Here is a 21,002-nt window from a genome sequence, read left to right as displayed (position 1 = left end):
CTTACACTAACGGCGCTTATGGAATACGGGTTTTTTTCTAAACACCGGGATAATCAGGCGAGACGTCTTGTACCTCTACATCGAGACATTGAAGCAGAGACTGGATGCGATCAATCAGCTACGCGTCGATCGCGCCCTGGCGGCTATGAAGCCCGCGTTTCAACGGGTATACAGTCTGCTGCCCACCTTACTGCACCACCACCACCCGCTGATGCCGGGTTACCTGAACGGTAACGTTCCCCACGGCATTTGCCTCTACACGCCTGATGAAACTCAACAAGATTACCTGAACGATTTAGAAGACAAATGGGGCAGCCCGTTTGACAAACCGGCCAGCGGTGAGCTGCCGATCACCGGCGTCTACTCGATGGGCAGCACCTCGTCTATCGGCCAAAGCTGCAGCTCGGATCTCGACATCTGGGTCTGCCACCAGTCCTGGCTGGACAACGAAGAACGCACCCGCCTGCAGCAAAAATGCAGCCTGCTTGAGAAGTGGGCCGCCTCGATGGGGGTGGAAGTCAGCTTCTTCCTGATCGACGAAAACCGCTTCCGCCATAATGAAAGCGGCAGCCTGGGCGGCGAAGACTGCGGCTCGACGCAGCATATCCTGTTGCTCGACGAATTCTACCGCACCGCGGTGCGCCTGGCCGGCAAACGCATCCTGTGGAACATGGTGCCGGGCGAAGAAGAAGCGCACTACGATGAATACGTGCTGTCGCTGTACGCGCAGGGCGCGCTGACGCCGAACGAGTGGCTGGATCTCGGCGGCCTGAGTTCGCTGTCGGCGGAAGAGTATTTCGGCGCCAGCCTGTGGCAGCTGTACAAGAGCATCGATTCGCCTTACAAGGCGGTGCTGAAGACCCTGCTGCTGGAAGCCTATTCCTGGGAATACCCCAATACCCAGCTGCTGGCGACGGACATCAAACACCGCCTGCATCAGGGGGAGATCGTCAGCTTCGGGCTCGATGCCTATTGCATGATGCTCGAGCGCGTGACCCGCTACCTGACCGACATCAACGACACCACCCGCCTCGATCTGGCCCGCCGCTGTTTCTACCTGAAAGTGTGTGAAAAACTGTCGCTGGCCAAGGCCTGCGTCGGCTGGCGGCGCGAGATCCTCAGCCAGTTGGTCAGCGAGTGGGGCTGGAGCGAAGAGCGTCTGGCGATGCTGGACAACCGCGCCAACTGGAAAATCGAACGGGTGCGTGAAGCGCATAACGAGTTGCTCGATGCGATGATGCAAAGCTACCGCAACCTGATCCGTTTCGCCCGCCGCAACAACCTCAGCGTCAGCGCCAGCCCGCAGGATATCGGCGTGCTGACCCGCAAACTGTACGCGGCGTTCGAGGCGCTGCCCGGCAAGGTGACGCTGGTGAACCCGCAGATTTCGCCGGACCTGTCGGAAAACGATTTAACCTTTATTCACGTGCCGGTTGGCCGCGCCAACCGCACCGGCTGGTACCTGTATAATCAGGCGCCGGCCATGGATTCGATCGTCAGCCATCAGCCGCTGGAATATAACCGCTACCTGAACAAGCTGGTGGCCTGGGCCTATTTCAACGGCCTGCTGACTCCGCAGACCCGCCTGCACATCAAGAGCGGCAACCTGTGCGACACCGCCAAGCTGCAGGAACTGGTGGCCGACGTTTCTCATCACTTCCCGCTGCGCCTGCCGGCGCCGACGCCGAAAGCGCTGTACAGCCCGTGCGAAATTCGCCATCTGGCGATCATCGTCAATCTGGAAAACGATCCGACCGCCGCCTTCCGCAATCAGGTGGTGCACTTCGATTTCCGCAAGCTGGACGTGTTCAGCTTCGGCCAACAGCAGCAGTGTCTGGTGGGCAGCATCGATCTGCTGTATCGCAACTCCTGGAACGAAGTGCGCACCCTGCATTTCAGCGGTGAACAGTCGGTGCTGGAAGCGCTGAAAACCATTCTCGGCAAAATGCACCAGGACGCCGCGCCGCCGGAGTCGGTGGAAGTGTTCTGCTACAGCCAGCACCTGCGTGGCCTGATCCGCACCCGCATCCAGCAGTTGGTGTCGGAGTGCATTGAGCTGCGCCTGTCCAGCACCCGCCTGGAGCCTGGCCGCTTCAAGGCGGTACGCGTCGCCGGGCAGACCTGGGGGCTGTTCTTCGAGCGCCTGAGCGTGTCGGTGCAAAAGCTGGAGAACGCGGTGGAGTTTTACGGCGCCATCTCCAACAACAAGCTGCACGGCCTGTCTATCAAGGTGGAAACCGATCAGGTGCATCTGCCGCCGGTGGTGGATGGCTTCGCCAGCGAGGGGATCATCCAGTTCTTCTTCGAAGACACCTCGGACGACAAGGGCTTCAACATCTATATTCTGGACGAGTCGAATCGGGTGGAGGTGTATCACCACTGCGAGGGCAGTAAAGAGGAGCTGGTGCGCGACGTCAGCCGCTTCTACTCTTCATCGCACGATCGCTTTACCTACGGCTCCAGCTTCATCAACTTCAACCTGCCGCAGTTCTATCAGATCGTGCAGCTCGACGGGCGCACGCAGGTGATCCCGTTCCGCAGCAACGTGCTGTCCAGCCTGTGCGTGACGGTGGCCGATGGCGCCGCACAGCCGCTCAAACAGCAGTTCCAGCTGCATTGACGCCGCAAGGGCTCGGTTGCCGAGCCCTGCATCGCCTCAGGAAAACTGCAGTTCCTCACCGGCCTGTGCGCTGGCCGCTTCGCTGAGTAGCTGATAAAACGGCTGCCCGCTGCGATCGCATAGCCAGACGCCGTCGCGGTAGTTGAAGTGGTAACCGCCGGCCTTGGTGGCGAGCCACACCTGGTGCAGCGGCTCTTGGCGGTTGATGACGATTTTGGTGCCGTTTTCGAAGCTCAGCGTCATCACGCCGCCATTGGTTTCGTAATCGATGTCCGCATCGCCGTCAAAATCGTCCAGTGTCTCTTCAATATTCAGCATCAGCTGGTCGGCCAACTGATGAAACTCGCTGTCGTTCATATTCAATTCCTATTGCTTTTCATGATCCACCTGCGATTATAGAGACCTTGGACGCATGAATTACAGGCATTAATGCAAATGAAAAAACAACTACGCTATGCGCTGATGGCAGTTCTGCTTACCGGCCTCGCCGGCTGTGGTCTGAAGGGCCCGCTTTACTTCCCACCTGCCGATTCCGCCGGCCAAAAACCGGCCAAGCCGCCGGTGCAAACGGGCGATCAGGTGCAAAAGAACCAGCAGGAGCAGTCTGGCTCTCAGCAAAAACCGTCGATGGTCGACCAGTAACACCCTGTTTGCGGTGGCGAGCGCCGCCGCAAAATCAAGACGGATAGCGCGTCCAGATAGCGGAGTATGATATGCAGTTCTCCAAAATGCACGGTCTGGGCAACGACTTTATGGTGGTCGATGCCGTTACACAGAATGTCTATTTTTCACCTGAGCTGATCCGCCGGCTGGCCGATCGGCACCTGGGCGTCGGCTTTGACCAGATGCTGGTGGTAGAACCGCCTTACGATCCCGAGCTGGATTTTCACTACCGAATTTTCAACGCCGACGGCAGCGAAGTGGCGCAGTGCGGCAACGGCGCGCGCTGCTTCGCGCGCTTTGTGCGGCTGAAAGGGCTGACCAACAAGCGCGATATCCGCGTCAGCACCCAAACCGGGCGCATGGTGCTCAGCGTCACCGACGACGATCTGGTGTGCGTCAACATGGGTGAGCCGAACTTCGATCCGCAGGCGGTGCCGTTCCGCGCCGCCAAGGCCGAAAAGACCTACATCATGCGCGCGGCGGAACAGACCGTGCTGTGCGGCGTGGTGTCGATGGGCAACCCGCATTGTGTTTTGCAGGTGGATGATGTAAAAACCGCCAAGGTGGAGCTGCTCGGGCCGGTGCTGGAAGGGCATGAGCGCTTCCCGGAACGGGCCAACATCGGCTTTATGCAGGTGGTCAGCCGCGATCACATCAAGCTGCGCGTTTACGAGCGCGGCGCCGGCGAAACGCAGGCCTGCGGCAGCGGCGCCTGTGCGGCGGTGGCGGTGGGGATCCAACAGGAATTGCTGTCAGAAGAGGTGCATGTAGAACTGCCGGGCGGCAGCCTGCATATTCGCTGGAAAGGGCCGGGCAACCCGCTGTTTATGACCGGCCCGGCAACCCATGTCTATGACGGATTTATTCATCTATGAAGAGCGTAGAAGAACAGAGCGTCGCCGGCCTGGCGCTGGATGACGACACCGTAATGCAGTATCTGCTGCAGAACCCGGATTTCTTTATTCGCAACGCACGCCAGGTTGAGCAGATGCGCGTGCCGCACCCGGTGCGCGGCACCGTTTCGCTGGTGGAATGGCATCTGGCCCGCCAGCGCAATCACATCGAACGGCTGGAAGAAGAGATCACGCTGTTGATGGAACAGGCCAGCGCCAACGAAGCGCTGTTCGCCCGGTTGCTGCACCTGCAGGCCGATTTGGCCACCGCCGATAGCCTGCAGGACATGCTCAACCGGCTGCAGCGCTGGGCGCGCGGCTTCGGTTTGGCCGGTGCCACGGTGCGCCTGTTCGCCGAACGCTGGAAGATTGGCGCGCCTTCCGACTTTACCCACCTGGCGCTGACGCGTTCGGCGTTCGAGCCGTTCCGCATTCAGCGGCTGGGCAGCGAACAACACTACCTCGGCGGCCTGAACGGCCCCGAACTGCTGCTGCTGTTGCCGCAGGCCAAACAGATTGGCCAGATTGGCTCGGTGGCGCTGTCGATGCTGGGCGACGACGGCGAACTGGGCATGGTGATCTTCAGCAGCCGCGATACGCAACACTATCAGCAGGGCATGGGCACGGTGATGCTCAATCAACTGGCGCGCATGCTGCCGGAACTGCTGGAACGCTGGGTCGAACGCGCATGACGCCGATTGCGCCCAGCCTGCAGCAGCCGGTGGACGCTTTTCTGCGTTATCTCAAGGTAGAACGGCAACTCAGCCCGCTGACGCAGCTCAGCTATTCGCGCCAGCTGGCGGCGCTGATGCGCCTGGCGCAGGAGAGCGGCGTCACCGACTGGACGGCGCTGGACGCCGCCCGAGTGCGCATGCTGGCGGCGCGCAGCAAACGCGCCGGCCTGCAGTCCGCCAGCCTGGCGCTGCGGCTCTCTTCGTTGCGCAGTTTCCTCGACTGGCTGGTCAGCCAGGGCGTATTGCACGCCAACCCCGCCAAAGGCATCCGCACGCCGCGCAGCGGCCGCCATCTGCCGAAAAACATCGACGTCGATGAAATGAACCAGCTGCTGGAGATCGATCTTAACGATCCGCTGGCGGTGCGCGATCGCGCCATGCTGGAGGTGATGTACGGCGCCGGCCTGCGCCTCTCCGAGCTGGTGGGGCTGGATTGCCGCCATGTCGACATGGCCGCCGGCGAGGTGTGGGTGATGGGGAAAGGCAGCAAAGAGCGCAAATTGCCGATCGGGCGCACCGCCGTCACCTGGCTGGAACATTGGCTGGCGATGCGCGATCTGTTCGGGCCGGAAGATGACGCGATGTTCCTGTCCAATCAGGGGCGGCGCATCTCGACGCGCAACGTGCAAAAGCGCTTCGCCGAATGGGGCGTGAAACAGGGCGTCAACAGCCATATCCACCCGCACAAGCTGCGCCACTCCTTCGCTACCCACATGCTGGAGTCCAGCGGCGATCTGCGCGCGGTGCAGGAGCTGCTCGGCCACGCCAACCTGACCACCACGCAAATTTATACCCACCTCGACTTTCAACATCTGGCGAACGTGTACGATGCCGCGCATCCGCGCGCCAAACGGGGGAAATCCTGATGCATTTTTATCGCCCGCTGCGCCCGCTGGCGGCGCTGACTTTCGATCTGGACGACACGCTGTATGACAATCGCCCGGTGATTAGACAGACCGAACAACAGTCGGTGGCCTTCCTGCAGAGCTACCATCCCGGTCTGAACAGCTTCCAGTCGGCGGATTTCCACCGCCTGCGTCAGGAGCTGCGCGAGCAGGATCCGGAGATCTACCACGACGTCACCCAGTGGCGCTGGCGCGCTATTCATCTGGCGCTGAGCCGGCAGGGGCTGCGCGATGCCGACGCGGCGATCGGGGCCGATGCGGCGATGCAAAACTTCGCGCTGTGGCGCAGCCGCATCGAGGTACCGGAAGCGACCCACGCCACGCTGAAGGCGCTGGCCGCGCGCTATCCGCTGGTGGCGATCACCAACGGCAACGCCGATCCGGCACAGTGTGGCCTGGACGGCTACTTCCAGTTCGTGTTGCGCTCCGGGCCGGACGGCCGCGCCAAACCGTACCAGGACATGTACCACCTGGCCGTCGAGCGGCTGGGCGTGGCGCCCGAGCAGATTCTGCACGTGGGCGACGATCTGACTACCGACGTCGCCGGCGCGCTGCGCGCGGGGCTGCAGGCCTGTTGGATCAACGATCGGCAACGCTGCCTGATGCGGGCCGCCGACAGCCGCCTGCTGCCGCATATTGAGATTTCGCAGTTGGCATCGCTGACAGCATTGTTATAATCCCTGCCAGAACTCTGTATAAATTTCCAGTGAAAAACCCGTCAGCGGCGGGTTTTCCCTTAACCATTAGTGGTGCCTATGGACGTCTCCGATCTGCTCGACAGCCTGAATGAAAAACAACGTGAAGCCGTGGCGGCGCCGCGCAGCAACCTGTTGGTTCTGGCCGGGGCGGGCAGCGGCAAGACCCGGGTACTGGTGCATCGCATCGCCTGGCTGCTGTCGGTGGAGAACTGTTCGCCGTATTCGATCATGGCGGTGACCTTCACCAACAAGGCGGCGGCGGAAATGCGCCACCGTATCGAACATCTGATCGGCACCAGTCAGGGTGGCATGTGGATCGGCACCTTCCACGGCCTGGCGCATCGTCTGTTGCGCGCCCACCACCTGGAAGCCAACCTGCCGCAGGATTTCCAGATCCTCGACAGCGACGACCAGCTGCGGCTGCTCAAGCGCATCATCAAGGCGCTGAACGTCGACGAGAAGCAGTGGCCGCCGCGTCAGGCGATGTGGTACATCAACGGCAAGAAAGACGAGGGCCTGCGGCCACAGCACGTCGAGACCTACAACAACCCGGTAGAGGCCACCTGGCTGCGCATCTACCAGGCCTATCAGGAAGCCTGCGATCGCGCGGGGCTGGTGGATTTCGCCGAGCTGCTGCTGCGCGCGCACGAGCTGTGGCTGAACAAGCCGCATATCCTCAACCACTACCGCGAACGTTTCACCAACGTGCTGGTGGACGAATTCCAGGATACCAACAGCATCCAGTACGCCTGGATCCGTCTGCTGGCGGGCGGCAACAGCAACGTGATGATCGTCGGTGACGATGACCAGTCGATCTACGGCTGGCGCGGCGCGCAGGTGGAAAACATCCAGCGCTTCCTGAAAGATTTCCCCGGCGCGGAAACCATCCGCCTGGAGCAGAACTACCGTTCCACCAGCAACATCCTGAAAGCGGCCAACACCCTGATCGCCAACAACGACGGGCGCATGGGCAAAAACCTGTGGACCGAAGGCGGCGAAGGCGAACCGATCTCCATCTACTGCGCCTTTAACGAACTCGACGAAGCGCGCTTCGTGGTCAACCGCATCAAGACCTGGCAGGACAACGGCGGGGCGCTGAACGACTGCGCCATCCTGTACCGCAGCAACGCCCAGTCGCGCGTGCTGGAAGAGGCGCTGCTGCAGACGGCGATGCCGTACCGCATCTACGGCGGCCAGCGCTTCTTCGAACGCCAGGAAATCAAGGATGCGCTGGCTTACCTGCGCCTCATTTCCAACCGCAACGACGATGCGGCCTTCGAGCGCGTGGTCAACACCCCGACGCGCGGCATCGGCGATCGTACCCTCGACGTGGTGCGCCAGGCGGCGCGCGATCGCCAGCTGACGCTGTGGCAGGCGACGCGCGAGCTGATGCAGGACAAAGTGTTGGCCGGCCGCGCCGCGTCGGCGCTGCAGCGCTTTATCGAACTGGTGGAGTCGCTGGCGCATGAAACCGCCGACATGCCGCTCCACGTGCAGACCGACCGGGTGATCCGCGATTCCGGGCTGTTCATCATGTATGAGCAGGAGAAAGGCGAAAAGGGGCAGGCGCGCATCGAAAACCTTGAGGAACTGGTGACGGCGACGCGCCAGTTCAGCTATCAGGAAGAAGATCAGGATCTGATGCCGCTGCAGGCGTTCCTGTCGCATGCGGCCCTAGAGGCGGGCGAAGGCCAGGCCGACGCCTACCAGGACGCGGTGCAGCTGATGACCCTGCACTCCGCCAAGGGCCTGGAGTTCCCGCTGGTGTTTATCGTCGGCATGGAAGAAGGCATGTTCCCGAGCCAGATGTCGCTGGATGAAGGCGGCCGTCTGGAAGAGGAGCGCCGCCTGGCCTATGTGGGCGTAACGCGCGCCATGCAGAAGCTGACGCTGACCTATGCCGAAACGCGCCGTCTGTACGGCAAAGAGGTTTACCATCGGCCGTCGCGCTTTATCGGCGAGCTGCCGGAAGAGTGTGTGGAAGAAGTGCGCCTGCGCGCCAGCGTATCGCGCCCGGTCAATCACCGCCGCATGGGCACGCCGATCAGCGAGAACGATACCGGCTACAAGCTGGGCCAGCGCGTGCGCCATCCCAAGTTTGGCGAAGGCACCATCGTCAATCTGGAGGGCAGCGGCGAGCACAGCCGGCTGCAGATCGCTTTCCCGGGCGAGGGCATCAAGTGGCTGGTGGCGGCCTACGCTCGCCTGGAAACGGTATAAAGAGAGGGGAGAGTTGCAGGGGCACGCCCCTGCAATCGTTCATTATCAGTGAGGGTAGCGATCGCCGACCTGCGCGGTGGCATACCAGCGCATCACCGCTTCGGTGCCTTCGCCGCCTTCCTGCGGCGCCCATTGCATGCAGTCCTCTTCGGTCAGTGCCTGATACGGGCCCTGCTTCACTTCGAACACCACGCCGCCGGCATCGACCGACAGCACCGCATGCCAGGTAAATGCCGGCATCTCCAGCACTTTGGTTTCTTCGCCGAGCAGGGTGCGCTGCGTGACGACGCCGTCATCGTTGAACTGCAACACGACAAAACGGCCGCGCAGCGGCGTCAGCAATTCCCAGGTTTGCGGATGACGGTGCGGGCGGATATAGGTGCCGGGTTCCATGGCGATCGCCAGGCGTTGCACCGGGTCGCTCAACTCTTCGTGTAAAGTGCGGTGCGCGCGCAGGCGGGCCACGCTGGCGGCCTGTTCGCTCATCGCGGTCAGTTCATGGGCGGTAATCTGTTTCATCATTTAAATCCGCATGCTTGTCGTACCATTAGGGTGATGTCATCTTAACAACATTCTTGGTGGCGGTAAGCGATCGCCGCGACTTTTTCAGCACGGTTTAAGCGCCATTTTTACCATTGATCATCGTGATGATTTGTTGCGCAATTATCCCGCCTAACGTGTTGACAGGCTTTTTCCTCTCGGCGTAACATGCGCGCACTATTATCATTGAGGACAGACGCCTTGGACACACCCAGTAGATACTGGCTCACTGACCTGCGCCGCAGGTATAACTTCTAAGGCTCTCCGTTTTTGCTGATAGCCTTCGTGGTTGTCGGCGACCCCGCAAAGCGTCGCTATGAGTCAGATCTCTTCATGGTCTGAAACAAATCGGTGATACGCATCCCCTCTGTTTCTGTGCTTCAACGCGTTGTCCGCACCCGTTACCTTCACGGAGTTTTGGCACATGCTGAGCGCTTTTAAATTAGATAACCGCCGCTTGTCCCGTCTGGAGCTGGACGACTCGGATGATCTCACGTCATCGCTGTGGGTTGACCTGGTCGAGCCGGAAGAGGGCGAGCGTGAGCGCGTGCAGAATGAGCTGGGACAAAGCCTGGCGACGCGTCCCGAGCTGGACGACATCGAAGCCTCCGCCCGTTTCTTCGAAGACGAAGACGGTCTGCATATCCACTCCTTCTTCTACTTTGAAGATGCGGAAGATCACGCCGGCAACTCCACGGTGGCGTTCACCATCCGCGACGGCCGCCTGTATACCCTGCGCGAGCGTGAACTGCCGGCGTTTCGCCTGTACCGCATGCGCGCCCGCAACCAGACCATGCTCGAAGGCAACGCCTACGAACTGCTGCTGGATCTGTTCGAAACCAAGATTGAGCAGTTGGCGGACGAGATAGAGAACATCTACAGCGATCTGGAACAGCTCAGCCGGGTGATCATGGAAGGGCATCAGGGCGACGAATACGACGCCGCGCTGTCGACGCTGGCGGAGCTGGAAGATATCGGCTGGAAGGTGCGTTTGTGTCTGATGGATACCCAGCGCGCGCTCAACTTCCTGGTGCGCAAGGCGCGTCTGCCGACCGGCCAACTGGAGCAGGCGCGTGAAGTGCTGCGCGACATCGAATCCCTGCTGCCGCACAACGAATCGCTGTTCCAGAAGGTGAACTTCCTGATGCAGGCGGCGATGGGCTTCATCAACATCGAGCAGAACCGCATCATCAAGATCTTCTCGGTGGTGTCGGTGGTGTTCCTGCCGCCAACGCTGGTGGCCTCCAGCTACGGCATGAACTTCGAATTCATGCCGGAGCTGAAATGGTCGTTCGGCTACCCGGGCGCCATCACCTTGATGATCCTGGCCGGCCTGGCCCCTTACCTGTACTTCAAGCGCAAGAACTGGCTGTAACCCGGCGGCGCCGGGCTCAGCGCAGCTTGCGCTGGGTATAGAGCGCGTCGAGGGTGAACAGGATCAGCGCCGCCCAGATAAAGCCGAAGGTCACCAGTTTGTCCTGGCCGACGGTTTCGCCGTAGAAGGTGACCGCCAGCAGGAACATCAGCGTCGGGCCGAGATACTGGAAGAAACCGAGCGTCGACAGGCGCAGCCGGGTGGCCGCCGCGGTGAAGCACAGCAGCGGCACGGTGGTGACGATGCCGGCGGCGACCAGCAGCAGGTTCAGCGACCACGGGTTGGCGCTCAGGTGGCTGGTGGGGCTGTCGGCGAACAGGAACAGATAGGCCGCCGCCACCGGCAGCAGCCACAGCGTTTCGATCAGCATGCCGGTCTGGGCGTCGATGGCGATTTTCTTGCGCAGCAGGCCGTAGAAGGCGAAGCTGAACGCCAGCCCCAGACCGATGATCGGCAACGAGCCGAACTGCCAGAGCTGTACCAGCACCCCGGTGAACGCCAGCGCCACCGCCACCCACTGCATGCGGCGGAAGCGTTCGCCGAGAAACAGCATCCCCAACAGCACGTTAACCAGCGGGTTGATGAAGTAGCCCAGGCTGGCCTCGAGCATATGGTGGTTGTTCACCGCCCAGATGAACAGCAGCCAGTTGCCGCCGATCAACAGCGCAGTGACCGCCAGCAGCAGCAGCCGTTTGCGATTTTGACAGGCGGCCCGCACTTTCGGCCAGCTGCGGCCCAGCGAGATCAGCGCCAGCATGAAGAAAAACGACCAGATGATCCGGTGGGTGAGGATCTCATCGGCGGGCACTTGCTGAATCAGTTTGAAATAGGCCGGGGCGATGCCCCACATAAAATAGGCGGCCAGGGCGAAGAAAATGCCCTGACGCGTTTGCTTTGCGTCCATGACGTCACTCGGGTGGGGAACGTAAGATGCGGTGAGTGTACTGAAGACGCTCACCGCACACAATCATCAGCCGACCAGATAGGTGGCGGTGGCGCTCGCGATATGCAGGCCGTCGTGGTTATGCAGCTCTACGCGCGCGACGGCGACCTTGTTGCCGCTGCGCAGCACGCTGGCGGAGGCGACGAAGTGCTCGCCGCGGCCAGGGCGCAGGTAATCGACGCGCAGATCGATGGTGCCCATGCGCGACAGCTTGGCGGCGATCTCCTCTTCGATCAGCGGCTCCAGGCGCGTCAGCACGCCGCCGGCGCAGGCCAATCCGGCGGCGACGTCAAGCACCGCGGCGATCACGCCACCGTGCAGAATTTCCTGTGCCGCGTTGCCCACCAGCTTGCGTTGGTTGGTGAAGCTCAGCTCGACGTAATCATCGTCGAAGCGGCGTAGCTCTAGGCCAAGCTCGCGGTTGAACGGCATGTGGTAGACAAAGATTTCGCCGATCTTGCGGCGGGCGGCTTCCAGGGTCAGTGGTGTGGTCGACATAGCGGGTTTCCGTTTTTCTTTTGCGTTTTAAGGGAGCTAACTGGTCAGTCCAGGTTAATGGAATGTTGATTTTATGCTTAACCTTTGTTGCTTTCCAGACTATTCCAATAAAACCGACCTGCGCTGCGGTAACGCCTCCTTTGTGTGTAAAATGGCCTGATTTTTTCCGGGCTTGCCCTTTTTCGTTGGAGTGAGGAGAGGTTATGCGCATTTTGTCAGGGATCGTTTCCGCCACGCTGCTGATGCCAGCGCTGGCATTGGCTGAGGAAGCCAAAGAGCAGCAGATTCACGATAAGCCGGCGGTGCGCGGCAGCATTATCGCCAACCTGCTGCAGGAGCACGATAATCCGTTCACGCTGTATCCTTACGATCCCAATTATCTGCTGTACACCGACACCAGCGATATCAACAAAGAGGCCATCAAGACGTACAACTGGGCCGACAAGGCGCGCAAGGACGAGGTGAAATACCAGCTTAGCCTGGCGTTTCCGCTGTGGCGGGGCATTGCCGGCGACAACTCGGTGCTCGGCGCGTCTTATACTCAGCGCTCCTGGTGGCAATTGTCCAACCGCGGCGAGTCTTCGCCGTTCCGCGAAACCAACTACGAGCCGCAGCTGTTCGTGGGGTGGGCGACCGATTACCGCTTTGCCGGTTGGACGCTGCGCGATGTTGAAATCGGCGTTAACCATCAGTCTAACGGCCGCTCGGATCCGACGTCGCGCAGCTGGAATCGCGGCTATGCGCGGCTGATGGCGCAAAACGGCAACTGGCAGGTGGATCTCAAGCCCTGGTTCCGTTTCTCGGAGAGCTCGAGCAACGACGACAACCCGGACATCACCAAATACATGGGATACTACCGGCTGAAGGTCGGTTACGCCTGGGGCGACAGCGTGTTCAGCGTCGACAGCCACTACAACTGGAACAGCGGCTACGGCGGCGCGGAGCTGGGCTGGAGCTATCCGATCACCCGCAACGTGCGTTTCTATACCCAGGTGTTCAGCGGCTACGGCGAATCGCTGATCGACTATAACTTCCGGCAGACACGGGTGGGCGTTGGTGTCATGCTGAACGATATTATGTAATCATACCCGCTGGGTGTGTACCGATTAAAAAATGGGGAAGTGTGTGTCAACCGCAGCAGTGATTAACAGAGAGTTGCTGGCCGAACAGGTATTGCGCGATACCTTTGGCTACCAGCAATTCCGTCCGGGCCAACAAACGATTATCAACGCCGCGATCGGCGGGCAGGATTGCCTGGTGGTGATGCCGACCGGCGGCGGCAAGTCGCTGTGTTACCAAATCCCGGCGCTGGTGATGGACGGCCTGACGCTGGTGGTTTCCCCGCTGATCTCGCTGATGAAGGACCAGGTCGACCAACTGTTGGCCTACGGCGTTTCCGCCGCCTGCTACAACTCGACGCAAACCCGCGAGGAGCAGCTGGACGTTATGGCCGGCTGCCGCAACGGCACCATCAAGATGCTGTACATCGCGCCGGAACGGCTGATGATGGAAAGTTTCCTCAGCCTGCTCGATCACTGTCCGCCGGCGATGCTGGCGGTGGATGAGGCGCACTGTATTTCGCAGTGGGGCCATGACTTCCGGCCGGAATATCGCGCGCTGGGTCAGCTGAAACAGCGCTTCCCGTCGATGCCGGTGATCGCGCTGACCGCCACCGCCGACGAGTCCACCCGCGGCGATATCGTGCGCCTGCTGTCGCTGCAGGACCCGCTGGTGCAGGTCAGCAGCTTCGACCGGCCTAACATCCGCTACACGCTGGTGGAAAAATTCAAACCGCTCGATCAGCTGTGGCGCTTCGTGCAGGATCAGCGCGGCAAGAGCGGCATTATCTATTGCAACAGCCGCGCCAAGGTGGAAGACACCGCCGCGCGTCTGCAAAGCCGCGGGCTGAGCGTCGGCGCCTACCACGCCGGGCTGGACAACGATCGCCGCGCGCAGGTGCAGGAAGCGTTCCAGCGTGACGATTTGCAGGTGGTGGTGGCTACCGTCGCCTTCGGCATGGGCATCAATAAACCCAACGTGCGCTTCGTGGTGCATTTCGACATCCCGCGCAATATCGAATCCTATTATCAGGAGACCGGCCGCGCCGGGCGCGACGGCCTGCCGGCCGAAGCCATCCTGCTGTACGATCCGGCCGACATGGCCTGGCTGCGCCGCTGCCTGGAGGAAAAACCCGCCGGGCAGCAGTTGGACATCGAGCGCCACAAGCTGAACGCCATGGGCGCGTTCGCCGAGGCGCAAACCTGCCGCCGTCTGGTGCTGCTCAACTACTTCGGCGAAGGCAAGCACGAGAACTGCGGCAACTGCGACATCTGCCTCGATCCGCCCAAGCGCTACGACGGGCTGGAGGACGCGCGCAAGGCGCTGTCCTGCGTGTACCGCGTCGGCCAGCGCTTCGGCCTCGGGTACATCGTGGAAGTGCTGCGCGGCTCCAACAACCAGCGCATTCGCGAATACGGTCACGACAAGCTGCCGGTATACGGCATCGGCCGCGATCAAACCACCGAGCACTGGACCAGCGTGCTGCGCCAGCTGATCCACCTGGGCTTTATCACCCAGAACATTGCCATGCACTCGGCGCTGCAATTGACCGAGGCGGCGCGTCCGGTGTTGCGCGGCGAAGTGGCGCTGCAGCTGGCGGTGCCGCGTATCCAGAGCCTGAAGTCGCGCGGCAGCGCCAACCAGAAATCCTACGGCGGCAATTACGATCGCAAGCTGTTCGCCAAGCTGCGCAAATTGCGCAAATCGATCGCCGACGAAGAAAATATTCCACCCTACGTGGTGTTCAACGACGCCACGCTGCTGGAAATGGCCGAACAGATGCCGATCAAGGCCGGCGATCTGCTGAGCGTCAACGGCGTCGGCCAGCGCAAACTGGAGCGTTTCGGCGCGCCCTTTATGGCGATGATCCGCGACCATCTCGACAATGACGAAGACTGAGGGCGATAAATCATGCTGATGTTGTTTCTCACCGTGGCGCTGGTACATCTGATTGCGCTGATGAGCCCGGGGCCGGACTTCTTTTTCGTGTCGCAAACTGCCGCCAGCCGCTCGCGCCGCGAGGCGATGATGGGCGTGGTCGGCATTTCGCTCGGCATCGTGGTGTGGGCCGGCGTGGCGTTGATGGGGCTGCACCTGATCCTGCAGAAGATGGCCTGGCTGCATCAGATCATCATGGTCGGCGGCGGCATTTACCTGTGCTGGATGGGGTGGCAGCTGCTGCGCTCCGCGCGGGCGCAGCAAGCGCAGCCGGCGGCGGAGACTCAGGTGGCGTTGCCGAAGGCCGGGCGCAGCTTTATTCGCGGCTTCCTGACCAATCTGTCCAACCCGAAAGCGGTGATCTATTTCGGCAGCGTGTTCTCGCTGTTCGTCGGCGACAGCGTCGGCGCCGGGGCGCGCTGGGGACTGTTCCTGCTGATCGTCGCCGAGACCTTCGTCTGGTTCAGCCTGGTGGCAGTGGTGTTCGCGCTGCCGGCGATGCGCCGCGGCTACCAGCGGTTGGCCAAGTGGATCGACGGGGTGGCGGGCGTGCTGTTCACCGGCTTCGGGTTACACCTGATCTTTACCCGCTGATCGGCAGTGACATGCCCAAGGCCGAGCAGCGATGCCCGGCCTTTTTTGTCAGGCTTTGCGGGCGGTCGCCAGCAGCCCCGCCACCAAAATGAACAGCGAACCGAACACCCGGTTGAGCAGCTGCATCTGGCGCGGCGTTCTCAGCCAGCCGGCGATGCGCGTCGCCAGGGTGGCGTAACCGATCATCACCAGAATATCCACCACCACGGTAGTGACGCCGAGCACCAGATACTGCTCGGCCTGCGGCTGATTAGGCAAGATGAACTGCGGGAACAGCGCAGCGAGGAACACGATGCTTTTCGGGTTGGTCAGGTTGACCAGCACCGCGCGGCGGAACAGACGGCGGCGCGGCATGCTGCCCGCCAGCGCATGCAGATCCAGCGCCCCGGCGGCGCGCCATTGCTGGATGCCGAGCCACACCAGGTAGGCGGCGCCCAGCCATTTCAGCAGCTCGAACGCCAGCAGCGATTGAGAAATCAGCGCGCCGAGGCCGATGCCCACCAGCACGATGTGCGCACTTAGCCCGACCTGCAGCCCGGCGATCGACGCGGCGGCGCCGCGATAGCCGTGGCTGATGCCGGTGCTCATGGTGTTGATGGCGCCTGAGCCGGGGGACAGGCTGAGGATAAGCGTGGTCAGCAGGTAGGTTAACCACCAGTCCAAGGTCATGGTTCTCGGCTCCCTGAAAGTGTCGTTTTGTGCCACAATGCGCCGAGGCGGCGCCGTTTTTTGTAAGAATTGAATCACAATACGCTAGTATGATTTCTTGTGCCAGCGGTCACATTTTCCGCCGGCCCCACAAGGAAAACGCTCTCGATGACCTCGTTCATTCTCAGCTCCGATGACTGGTTAACGCGTGAAACGCAGTTCGCTGCCTTCGCCACCGGGCCGCTGCTGGACTTCTGGCGGCTGCGGGAAGAGGGCGAGTTCAGCGGCGTGGACGGCGTGCCGATCCGCTTTGTGCGTTTTCGCTCCGCGCGACATCAGCGGGTGGTGGTGGTCAGCCCCGGCCGCATCGAAAGCTACGTGAAATACCCCGAGGTGGCCTACGATCTGTTCCACTGCGGTTACGACGTGGTGATCGTCGATCATCGCGGCCAGGGGCGCTCCGGCCGTTTACTGGCGGATACGCACCGCGGTCATGTGGTAAACTTCGCCGACTACGTGGACGATTTCGAGCAGCTTTGGCAGCGCGAGGTCGAATCGCGCGGTTATCGGCAGCGCTTCGCGCTGGCGCATTCGATGGGCGGCGCGATCCTGGCGCAGTTTCTGCAGCGCCGGCCGCAGGCGTTCGACGCGGCGGCGTTTTGCGCGCCGATGTTCGGCATCCAGTTGCCGATGCCGGTCTGGTTGGCCGATCGCATTCTCGACTGGGTGGAGACGCGCCCGGCGATCCGCGACTACTACGCGGTGGGCACCGGCCAGTGGCGTCCGTTGCCCTATGTGGTCAACGTGTTGACCCACAGCCGCGAGCGCTATCGGCGCAGCCTGCGCTATTACGCCGATTACCCCGAGCTGCAGGTGGGCGGGCCGACCTACCATTGGGTGCGGGAGAGCATCCGCGCCGGCCGGCAGATTATCGCTCAGGCCGGGGAGATAACAACGCCGCTGTTGCTTTTGCAGGCCGGTGAGGAACGGGTGGTCGACAACCGTTCGCATCAGGCTTTTTGTCAGGCTCTGTCAGACGCGGGGCGCCCTTGCGAAGGGGGGCTCCCGTGGGTTATCAACGGCGCACGCCATGAGATCCTGTTCGAGCGGGACGCGATGCGCGCCGAAGCACTGAACGCAATCCTGCGCTTCTTTGCTCAACACTTAGGCGGCGCGCTGCCGCCGACAACTCCATCAGAGGTTAGAACATAACGCTATGTATCACGTCGTCGCTTCCGATTTAGATGGCACGCTGCTGTCTCCCGACCATACCCTGTCGCCGTACGCCAAAGAAACGCTGAAGTTGCTGACCCAGCGCGGCGTGCATTTCGTGTTCGCCACCGGCCGCCACCATATCGACGTGGCGCAGATCCGCGACAGCCTGGAGATCAGCGCCTTTATGATCACCTCTAACGGCGCGCGGGTGCATAACACCGCCGGCGAGTTGATCTTCAGCCATAACCTGGACGGGGATATCGCCCGCGATCTGTACGGCATGCTGCACGACGATCCGGAGATCACCACTAACGTCTACCGCAACGATGACTGGTTCATCAACCGCGAAAGCCCGGAGCAGGAAGAGTTCTTCCAGGAGTCGGTGTTCAAATATCAGCTGTTCGAGCCGGGCCTACTGGAAACCGACGGCGTCTGCAAAGTCTACTTCACCTGCGAAGATCACGAGCGGCTGCTGCAGGTGGAAGACGCCATCAACGCGCGCTGGGGCGATCGGGTCAACGTCAGCTTCTCGTTCCCTACCTGCCTGGAAGTGATGGCGGGCGGCGTGTCGAAAGGGCATGCGCTGGAAGAAGTGGCCAAGATCATCGGCTATACGCTGCAAGAGTGCATCGCCTTCGGCGACGGCATGAACGATCTGGAGATGTTGTCGATGGCCGGCAAGGGCTGCATCATGCGCGACGCGCATCAGCGCCTGAAGGATATGCTGCCGGAGCTGGAAGTGATCGGCTCCAATGTCGATAACGCGGTGCCGCACTACCTGCGCAAGATGTTCCTCTGAAATAACCAGGCCGTTTCTCTGAAATAACAAGGGCGCCTTGCGGCGCCCTTGGCATTACTTGTGCTGGCCCTGCTTCTGCAGGAACTGCACGCCCTTGTCCGGGAAGTCGGTGAACACGCCGTCGACGCCGGCCTGGTTGTAAATCACGTCATACAGTTGGTTTACGTCGGTCACGTACTTCGGCAGCGCATCGGCGCGGATGGTGAACGGATGCACCGCCAGCTTGCTGGCGTGCGCTTCTTTCACCATGTCGGTCAGCACGATGTGGCCCGGCTTGGATTTATCCGCCACCACCAGCATGTGGTAGTCCGGCCCGATACCGTCGGCATACTGAGCGATTTTCTTCATCGCGCCCGGTTTGAACATCCAGTCGTAGTCGTATTCTACCCACTTGCCGTCGGCTTTCTGCTCGTAGGTTTCCTGCCAGTCGTTATAGGCGATCAGCTGCACCAGCTTCAGATCCATGCCCAGCTTCGGCTCCAGCTCGTTCTTGATGCGCTTGAGCTCGTTGGCGTCGAAGCACTGCAGGTAGACGTTGTCGTTCTTGCCTGTGTAGCCGTACTGCTTGAGCACCGCCAGCACTTTGCTGGAGATGTCTTTGCCTTCCTGCTTGTGGAACCAAGGTGCCTTGATTTCAGGGTAGATGCCGATGTTTTTGCCGGTCGAATGGTTCAGACCCTGCACGAACTCGATCTCTTCCTGGAAGGTGTGTACGCGGAAGTCGGATTTGCCCATCGGGAAGCGGCCTGGGTAGCCCTGTACCTTCTTGCCGTTTTCGATGTCAAAGCCTTCGGTAAACTTCAGCGATTTGATCTCCGCCAGCGTAAAGTCGATGGCGTAATAACGGCCGTCTTTACGCGCGCGGTCCGGGAAGCGTTCGGCGACGTCGGTGACGCGATCGAGGTAATGGTCGTGCAGCACCACCAGCTCGTTGTCTTTGGTCATCACCAGATCTTGTTCGAGGTAATCGGCGCCCTGCGCGTAGGCCATTGCCTTCGCCGGCAGAGTGTGTTCCGGCAGGTAGCCGCTGGCGCCGCGGTGGGCGATCACCACTTTGTCCGCCGCCTGGGCGGCGCTGACCATTGAGGTGGCGAGAATGATCCCTGTCAGCAGGGCTTTGACTTGAGTCCGCATTCCGTTTTCTCCGTGTTGTTGGGGGCAGGGTAGTAAAAAGGCCGCAGGGCGGCCTTTAAATCATGCAAAAGTCGTGTGACGGTTAGCCGCGCTTGCCGGCAGCGATTTCCGCGTGGTGTTTCTTCTCGTTCAGCATGGTCAGCAGCAGCAGGATAACCGCCAGCACGCCGCCGCCGATCATCACCATGAAGCCGCCGTCCCAACCGAAGAAGTCTACGGTGTAACCGACGATGGCGCTGGCCGCAACCGAGCCGCCCAGGTAGCCGAACAGGCCGGTGAAGCCCGCGGCGGTGCCGGCGGCTTTCTTCGGCGCCAGCTCCAGCGCGTGCAGGCCGATCAGCATCACCGGGCCGTAGATCAGGAAGCCGATGACCAGCATACAGATCATGTCCACGGTCGGGTTACCGGCCGGGTTCATCCAGAACACCACGGTGGCGATGGTCACCAGCGTCATGAAGAACACGCCGGTGGCGCCGCGGTTGCCTTTGAACACTTTGTCCGACATCCAGCCGCACAGCAGGGTGCCCGGGATACCGGCGTATTCATACAGGAAGTAGGCCCAGGAAGACTTGTCCAGCGCGAAGTGCTTCACTTCTTTCAGGTAGGTCGGTGACCAGTCCAGAATGCCGTAACGCAGCAGGTAGACGAACACGTTGGCGACAGCGATGTACCACAACAGCTTGTTCGGCAGGATGTACTGCATGAAGATCTGCTTGGCGGTCAGCTCTTCTTCGTCTTTTTCGCTGTAGTCGTCCGGGTAGTCGTTTTTGTACTCTTCAATCGGCGGCAGGCCGCAGGATTGCGGGGTATCGCGCATCAGGGCGAAGGCGATCAGGGCCACCAGGATGGCGCCGAAGGCCGGCATGTACAGCGCCGCGTGCCAGTCGTTGAACCAGGCCATGCCCAGCAGGAACAGCAGCGGCGGCAGGCCGCCACCCACGTTGTGGGCGCAGTTCCAGATGGAGACGATGCCGCCGCGTTCTTTCTGCGACCACCAGTGCACCATGGTGCGGCCGCACGGCGGCCAACCCATGCCCTGGAACCAGCCGCACAGGAACAGCAGAACGAACATCACCGCGATGCTGGAAGTTGCCCACGGTACGAAGCCCATGAACAACATCACCGCCGCCGCCAGGATCAGGCCGGCAGGCAGGAACACCCGCGGGTTGGAACGGTCAGAGACCGAACCCATGATGAATTTGGAGAAGCCGTAGGCGATAGAGATGCCCGACAGCGCGAAGCCGAGGTCGCCGCGGCTGAAGCCTTGTTCGATCAGGTAAGGCATGGCCAGGGTGAAGTTCTTACGCACCAGATAGTAGGCGGCGTAACCGAAGAAGATCCCCAGGAAAATTTGCCAGCGCAGCTTACGGTAGAGCGGATCTACCTTATCGCTCGGCACACGGGCGATGTGTGCGGCTGGCTTAAAAATACTCAACATGAGCGCCTCCGATGGCTTTATCTGTTATCACATCAATATGACCTTTTACGTTCATTTGATGATTGAGCGGATATCGAATGTGGTGTTT

General features: G+C 61.1%; 20 protein-coding genes. 13 read left to right on the top strand and 7 right to left on the bottom strand.

Going from position 1 to position 21,002, the window contains the following annotated elements; genetic code table 11:
- Nucleotides 1–67 precede the first annotated feature (67 nt).
- Nucleotides 68–2,620: a class I adenylate cyclase gene (locus ACJ8QI_RS19335; RefSeq protein WP_019452546.1), complete on the top strand. Its 2,553-nt coding sequence runs from the start codon at nucleotides 68–70 to the stop codon at nucleotides 2,618–2,620.
- Between the two features lie 36 nt (nucleotides 2,621–2,656).
- Here ACJ8QI_RS19335 and cyaY read toward each other — a convergent pair whose 3' ends face one another.
- Nucleotides 2,657–2,977, bottom strand: a complete 321-nt coding sequence (gene cyaY / locus ACJ8QI_RS19330) for an iron donor protein CyaY (protein WP_049200053.1) — start codon at nucleotides 2,975–2,977, stop codon at nucleotides 2,657–2,659.
- Nucleotides 2,978–3,055: 78 nt separating this feature from the next.
- Between cyaY and lptM the strand changes: the two genes are divergently transcribed.
- From lptM to uvrD, 6 genes are all read left to right on the top strand, one after another.
- On the top strand, nucleotides 3,056–3,262 hold the full coding sequence (gene lptM / locus ACJ8QI_RS19325) for an LPS translocon maturation chaperone LptM (RefSeq protein ID WP_048232385.1): 207 nt from the start codon (nucleotides 3,056–3,058) through the stop codon (nucleotides 3,260–3,262).
- 71 nt (nucleotides 3,263–3,333) lie between these two features.
- Nucleotides 3,334–4,158, top strand: coding sequence for a diaminopimelate epimerase (gene dapF / locus ACJ8QI_RS19320; protein WP_049200051.1), 825 nt, complete (start codon nucleotides 3,334–3,336; stop codon nucleotides 4,156–4,158).
- Nucleotides 4,155–4,868: a DUF484 domain-containing protein gene (locus tag ACJ8QI_RS19315; RefSeq protein WP_060424209.1), complete on the top strand. Its 714-nt coding sequence runs from the start codon at nucleotides 4,155–4,157 to the stop codon at nucleotides 4,866–4,868. The genes dapF and ACJ8QI_RS19315 overlap by 4 nt, the downstream gene beginning before the upstream one ends.
- Nucleotides 4,865–5,776, top strand: coding sequence for a tyrosine recombinase XerC (gene xerC, locus ACJ8QI_RS19310; protein WP_442532950.1), 912 nt, complete (start codon nucleotides 4,865–4,867; stop codon nucleotides 5,774–5,776). The genes ACJ8QI_RS19315 and xerC overlap by 4 nt, the downstream gene beginning before the upstream one ends.
- The gene (gene yigB, locus ACJ8QI_RS19305) at nucleotides 5,776–6,492 is read left to right on the top strand and encodes a 5-amino-6-(5-phospho-D-ribitylamino)uracil phosphatase YigB (protein WP_100396582.1); all 717 of its coding nucleotides are present in this window, start codon (nucleotides 5,776–5,778) and stop codon (nucleotides 6,490–6,492) included. Before xerC ends, yigB begins: the two co-directional genes overlap by 1 nt.
- 78 nt (nucleotides 6,493–6,570) lie before the next feature.
- Nucleotides 6,571–8,733, top strand: a complete 2,163-nt coding sequence (gene uvrD, locus ACJ8QI_RS19300; protein WP_038874108.1) for a DNA helicase II — start codon at nucleotides 6,571–6,573, stop codon at nucleotides 8,731–8,733.
- Nucleotides 8,734–8,778: 45 nt separating this feature from the next.
- On the opposite strand, the gene ACJ8QI_RS19295 is transcribed toward uvrD, so the two are convergent.
- Nucleotides 8,779–9,252 (bottom strand): WbuC family cupin fold metalloprotein, encoded by a 474-nt coding sequence (locus ACJ8QI_RS19295; RefSeq protein WP_025160392.1) that lies wholly within the window; start codon nucleotides 9,250–9,252, stop codon nucleotides 8,779–8,781.
- A gap of 445 nt (nucleotides 9,253–9,697) precedes the next feature.
- On the opposite strand from ACJ8QI_RS19295, the gene corA reads away from it, so the two are divergent.
- A complete protein-coding gene (gene corA / locus ACJ8QI_RS19290; RefSeq protein WP_004934262.1) occupies nucleotides 9,698–10,648 on the top strand; it encodes a magnesium/cobalt transporter CorA in 951 nt (316 codons plus the stop codon).
- Between the two features lie 16 nt (nucleotides 10,649–10,664).
- Here corA and rarD read toward each other — a convergent pair whose 3' ends face one another.
- Both rarD and ACJ8QI_RS19280 read right to left on the bottom strand, forming a co-directional pair.
- Complete coding sequence (gene rarD / locus ACJ8QI_RS19285; protein ID WP_060424204.1) at nucleotides 10,665–11,552, bottom strand: EamA family transporter RarD; 888 nt, start codon at nucleotides 11,550–11,552, stop codon at nucleotides 10,665–10,667.
- Between the two features lie 66 nt (nucleotides 11,553–11,618).
- Nucleotides 11,619–12,089: a thioesterase family protein gene (locus ACJ8QI_RS19280; RefSeq protein WP_033649641.1), complete on the bottom strand. Its 471-nt coding sequence runs from the start codon at nucleotides 12,087–12,089 to the stop codon at nucleotides 11,619–11,621.
- A 203-nt stretch (nucleotides 12,090–12,292) separates the two neighbouring features.
- Between ACJ8QI_RS19280 and pldA the strand changes: the two genes are divergently transcribed.
- The 3 genes from pldA to rhtC are packed head-to-tail and all read left to right on the top strand — an operon-like array spanning nucleotide 12,293 to nucleotide 15,680.
- Complete coding sequence (gene pldA / locus ACJ8QI_RS19275) at nucleotides 12,293–13,171, top strand: phospholipase A (protein WP_004934270.1); 879 nt, start codon at nucleotides 12,293–12,295, stop codon at nucleotides 13,169–13,171.
- A gap of 43 nt (nucleotides 13,172–13,214) precedes the next feature.
- A complete protein-coding gene (gene recQ / locus ACJ8QI_RS19270) occupies nucleotides 13,215–15,047 on the top strand; it encodes an ATP-dependent DNA helicase RecQ (RefSeq protein ID WP_033649642.1) in 1,833 nt (610 codons plus the stop codon).
- Between the two features lie 12 nt (nucleotides 15,048–15,059).
- Nucleotides 15,060–15,680, top strand: coding sequence for a threonine export protein RhtC (rhtC, locus tag ACJ8QI_RS19265; protein ID WP_142109126.1), 621 nt, complete (start codon nucleotides 15,060–15,062; stop codon nucleotides 15,678–15,680).
- Nucleotides 15,681–15,728: 48 nt separating this feature from the next.
- On the opposite strand, the gene rhtB is transcribed toward rhtC, so the two are convergent.
- Nucleotides 15,729–16,349: a homoserine/homoserine lactone efflux protein gene (gene rhtB / locus ACJ8QI_RS19260; RefSeq protein WP_025304879.1), complete on the bottom strand. Its 621-nt coding sequence runs from the start codon at nucleotides 16,347–16,349 to the stop codon at nucleotides 15,729–15,731.
- A gap of 147 nt (nucleotides 16,350–16,496) precedes the next feature.
- Between rhtB and pldB the strand changes: the two genes are divergently transcribed.
- Nucleotides 16,497–17,540: a lysophospholipase L2 gene (pldB, locus tag ACJ8QI_RS19255; protein ID WP_442532949.1), complete on the top strand. Its 1,044-nt coding sequence runs from the start codon at nucleotides 16,497–16,499 to the stop codon at nucleotides 17,538–17,540.
- Nucleotides 17,541–17,544: 4 nt separating this feature from the next.
- A complete protein-coding gene (gene yigL / locus ACJ8QI_RS19250) occupies nucleotides 17,545–18,342 on the top strand; it encodes a sugar/pyridoxal phosphate phosphatase YigL (protein ID WP_019452532.1) in 798 nt (265 codons plus the stop codon).
- 54 nt (nucleotides 18,343–18,396) lie between these two features.
- On the opposite strand, the gene glpQ is transcribed toward yigL, so the two are convergent.
- Together glpQ and glpT are read right to left on the bottom strand one after the other, a co-directional pair.
- Nucleotides 18,397–19,476 (bottom strand): glycerophosphodiester phosphodiesterase, encoded by a 1,080-nt coding sequence (gene glpQ, locus ACJ8QI_RS19245; protein ID WP_033636662.1) that lies wholly within the window; start codon nucleotides 19,474–19,476, stop codon nucleotides 18,397–18,399.
- 82 nt (nucleotides 19,477–19,558) lie between these two features.
- The gene (glpT, locus tag ACJ8QI_RS19240; protein WP_025304883.1) at nucleotides 19,559–20,914 is read right to left on the bottom strand and encodes a glycerol-3-phosphate transporter; all 1,356 of its coding nucleotides are present in this window, start codon (nucleotides 20,912–20,914) and stop codon (nucleotides 19,559–19,561) included.
- Between the last annotated feature and the right edge of the window lie 88 nt (nucleotides 20,915–21,002).

The organism is Serratia sp. CY84636 (genome assembly GCF_052166245.1).
Lineage (GTDB): Bacteria > Pseudomonadota > Gammaproteobacteria > Enterobacterales > Enterobacteriaceae > Serratia > Serratia nevei.
Note: the sequence above shows the minus strand (reverse complement) of the source record. Positions and strands in the feature narration are given on the sequence as shown.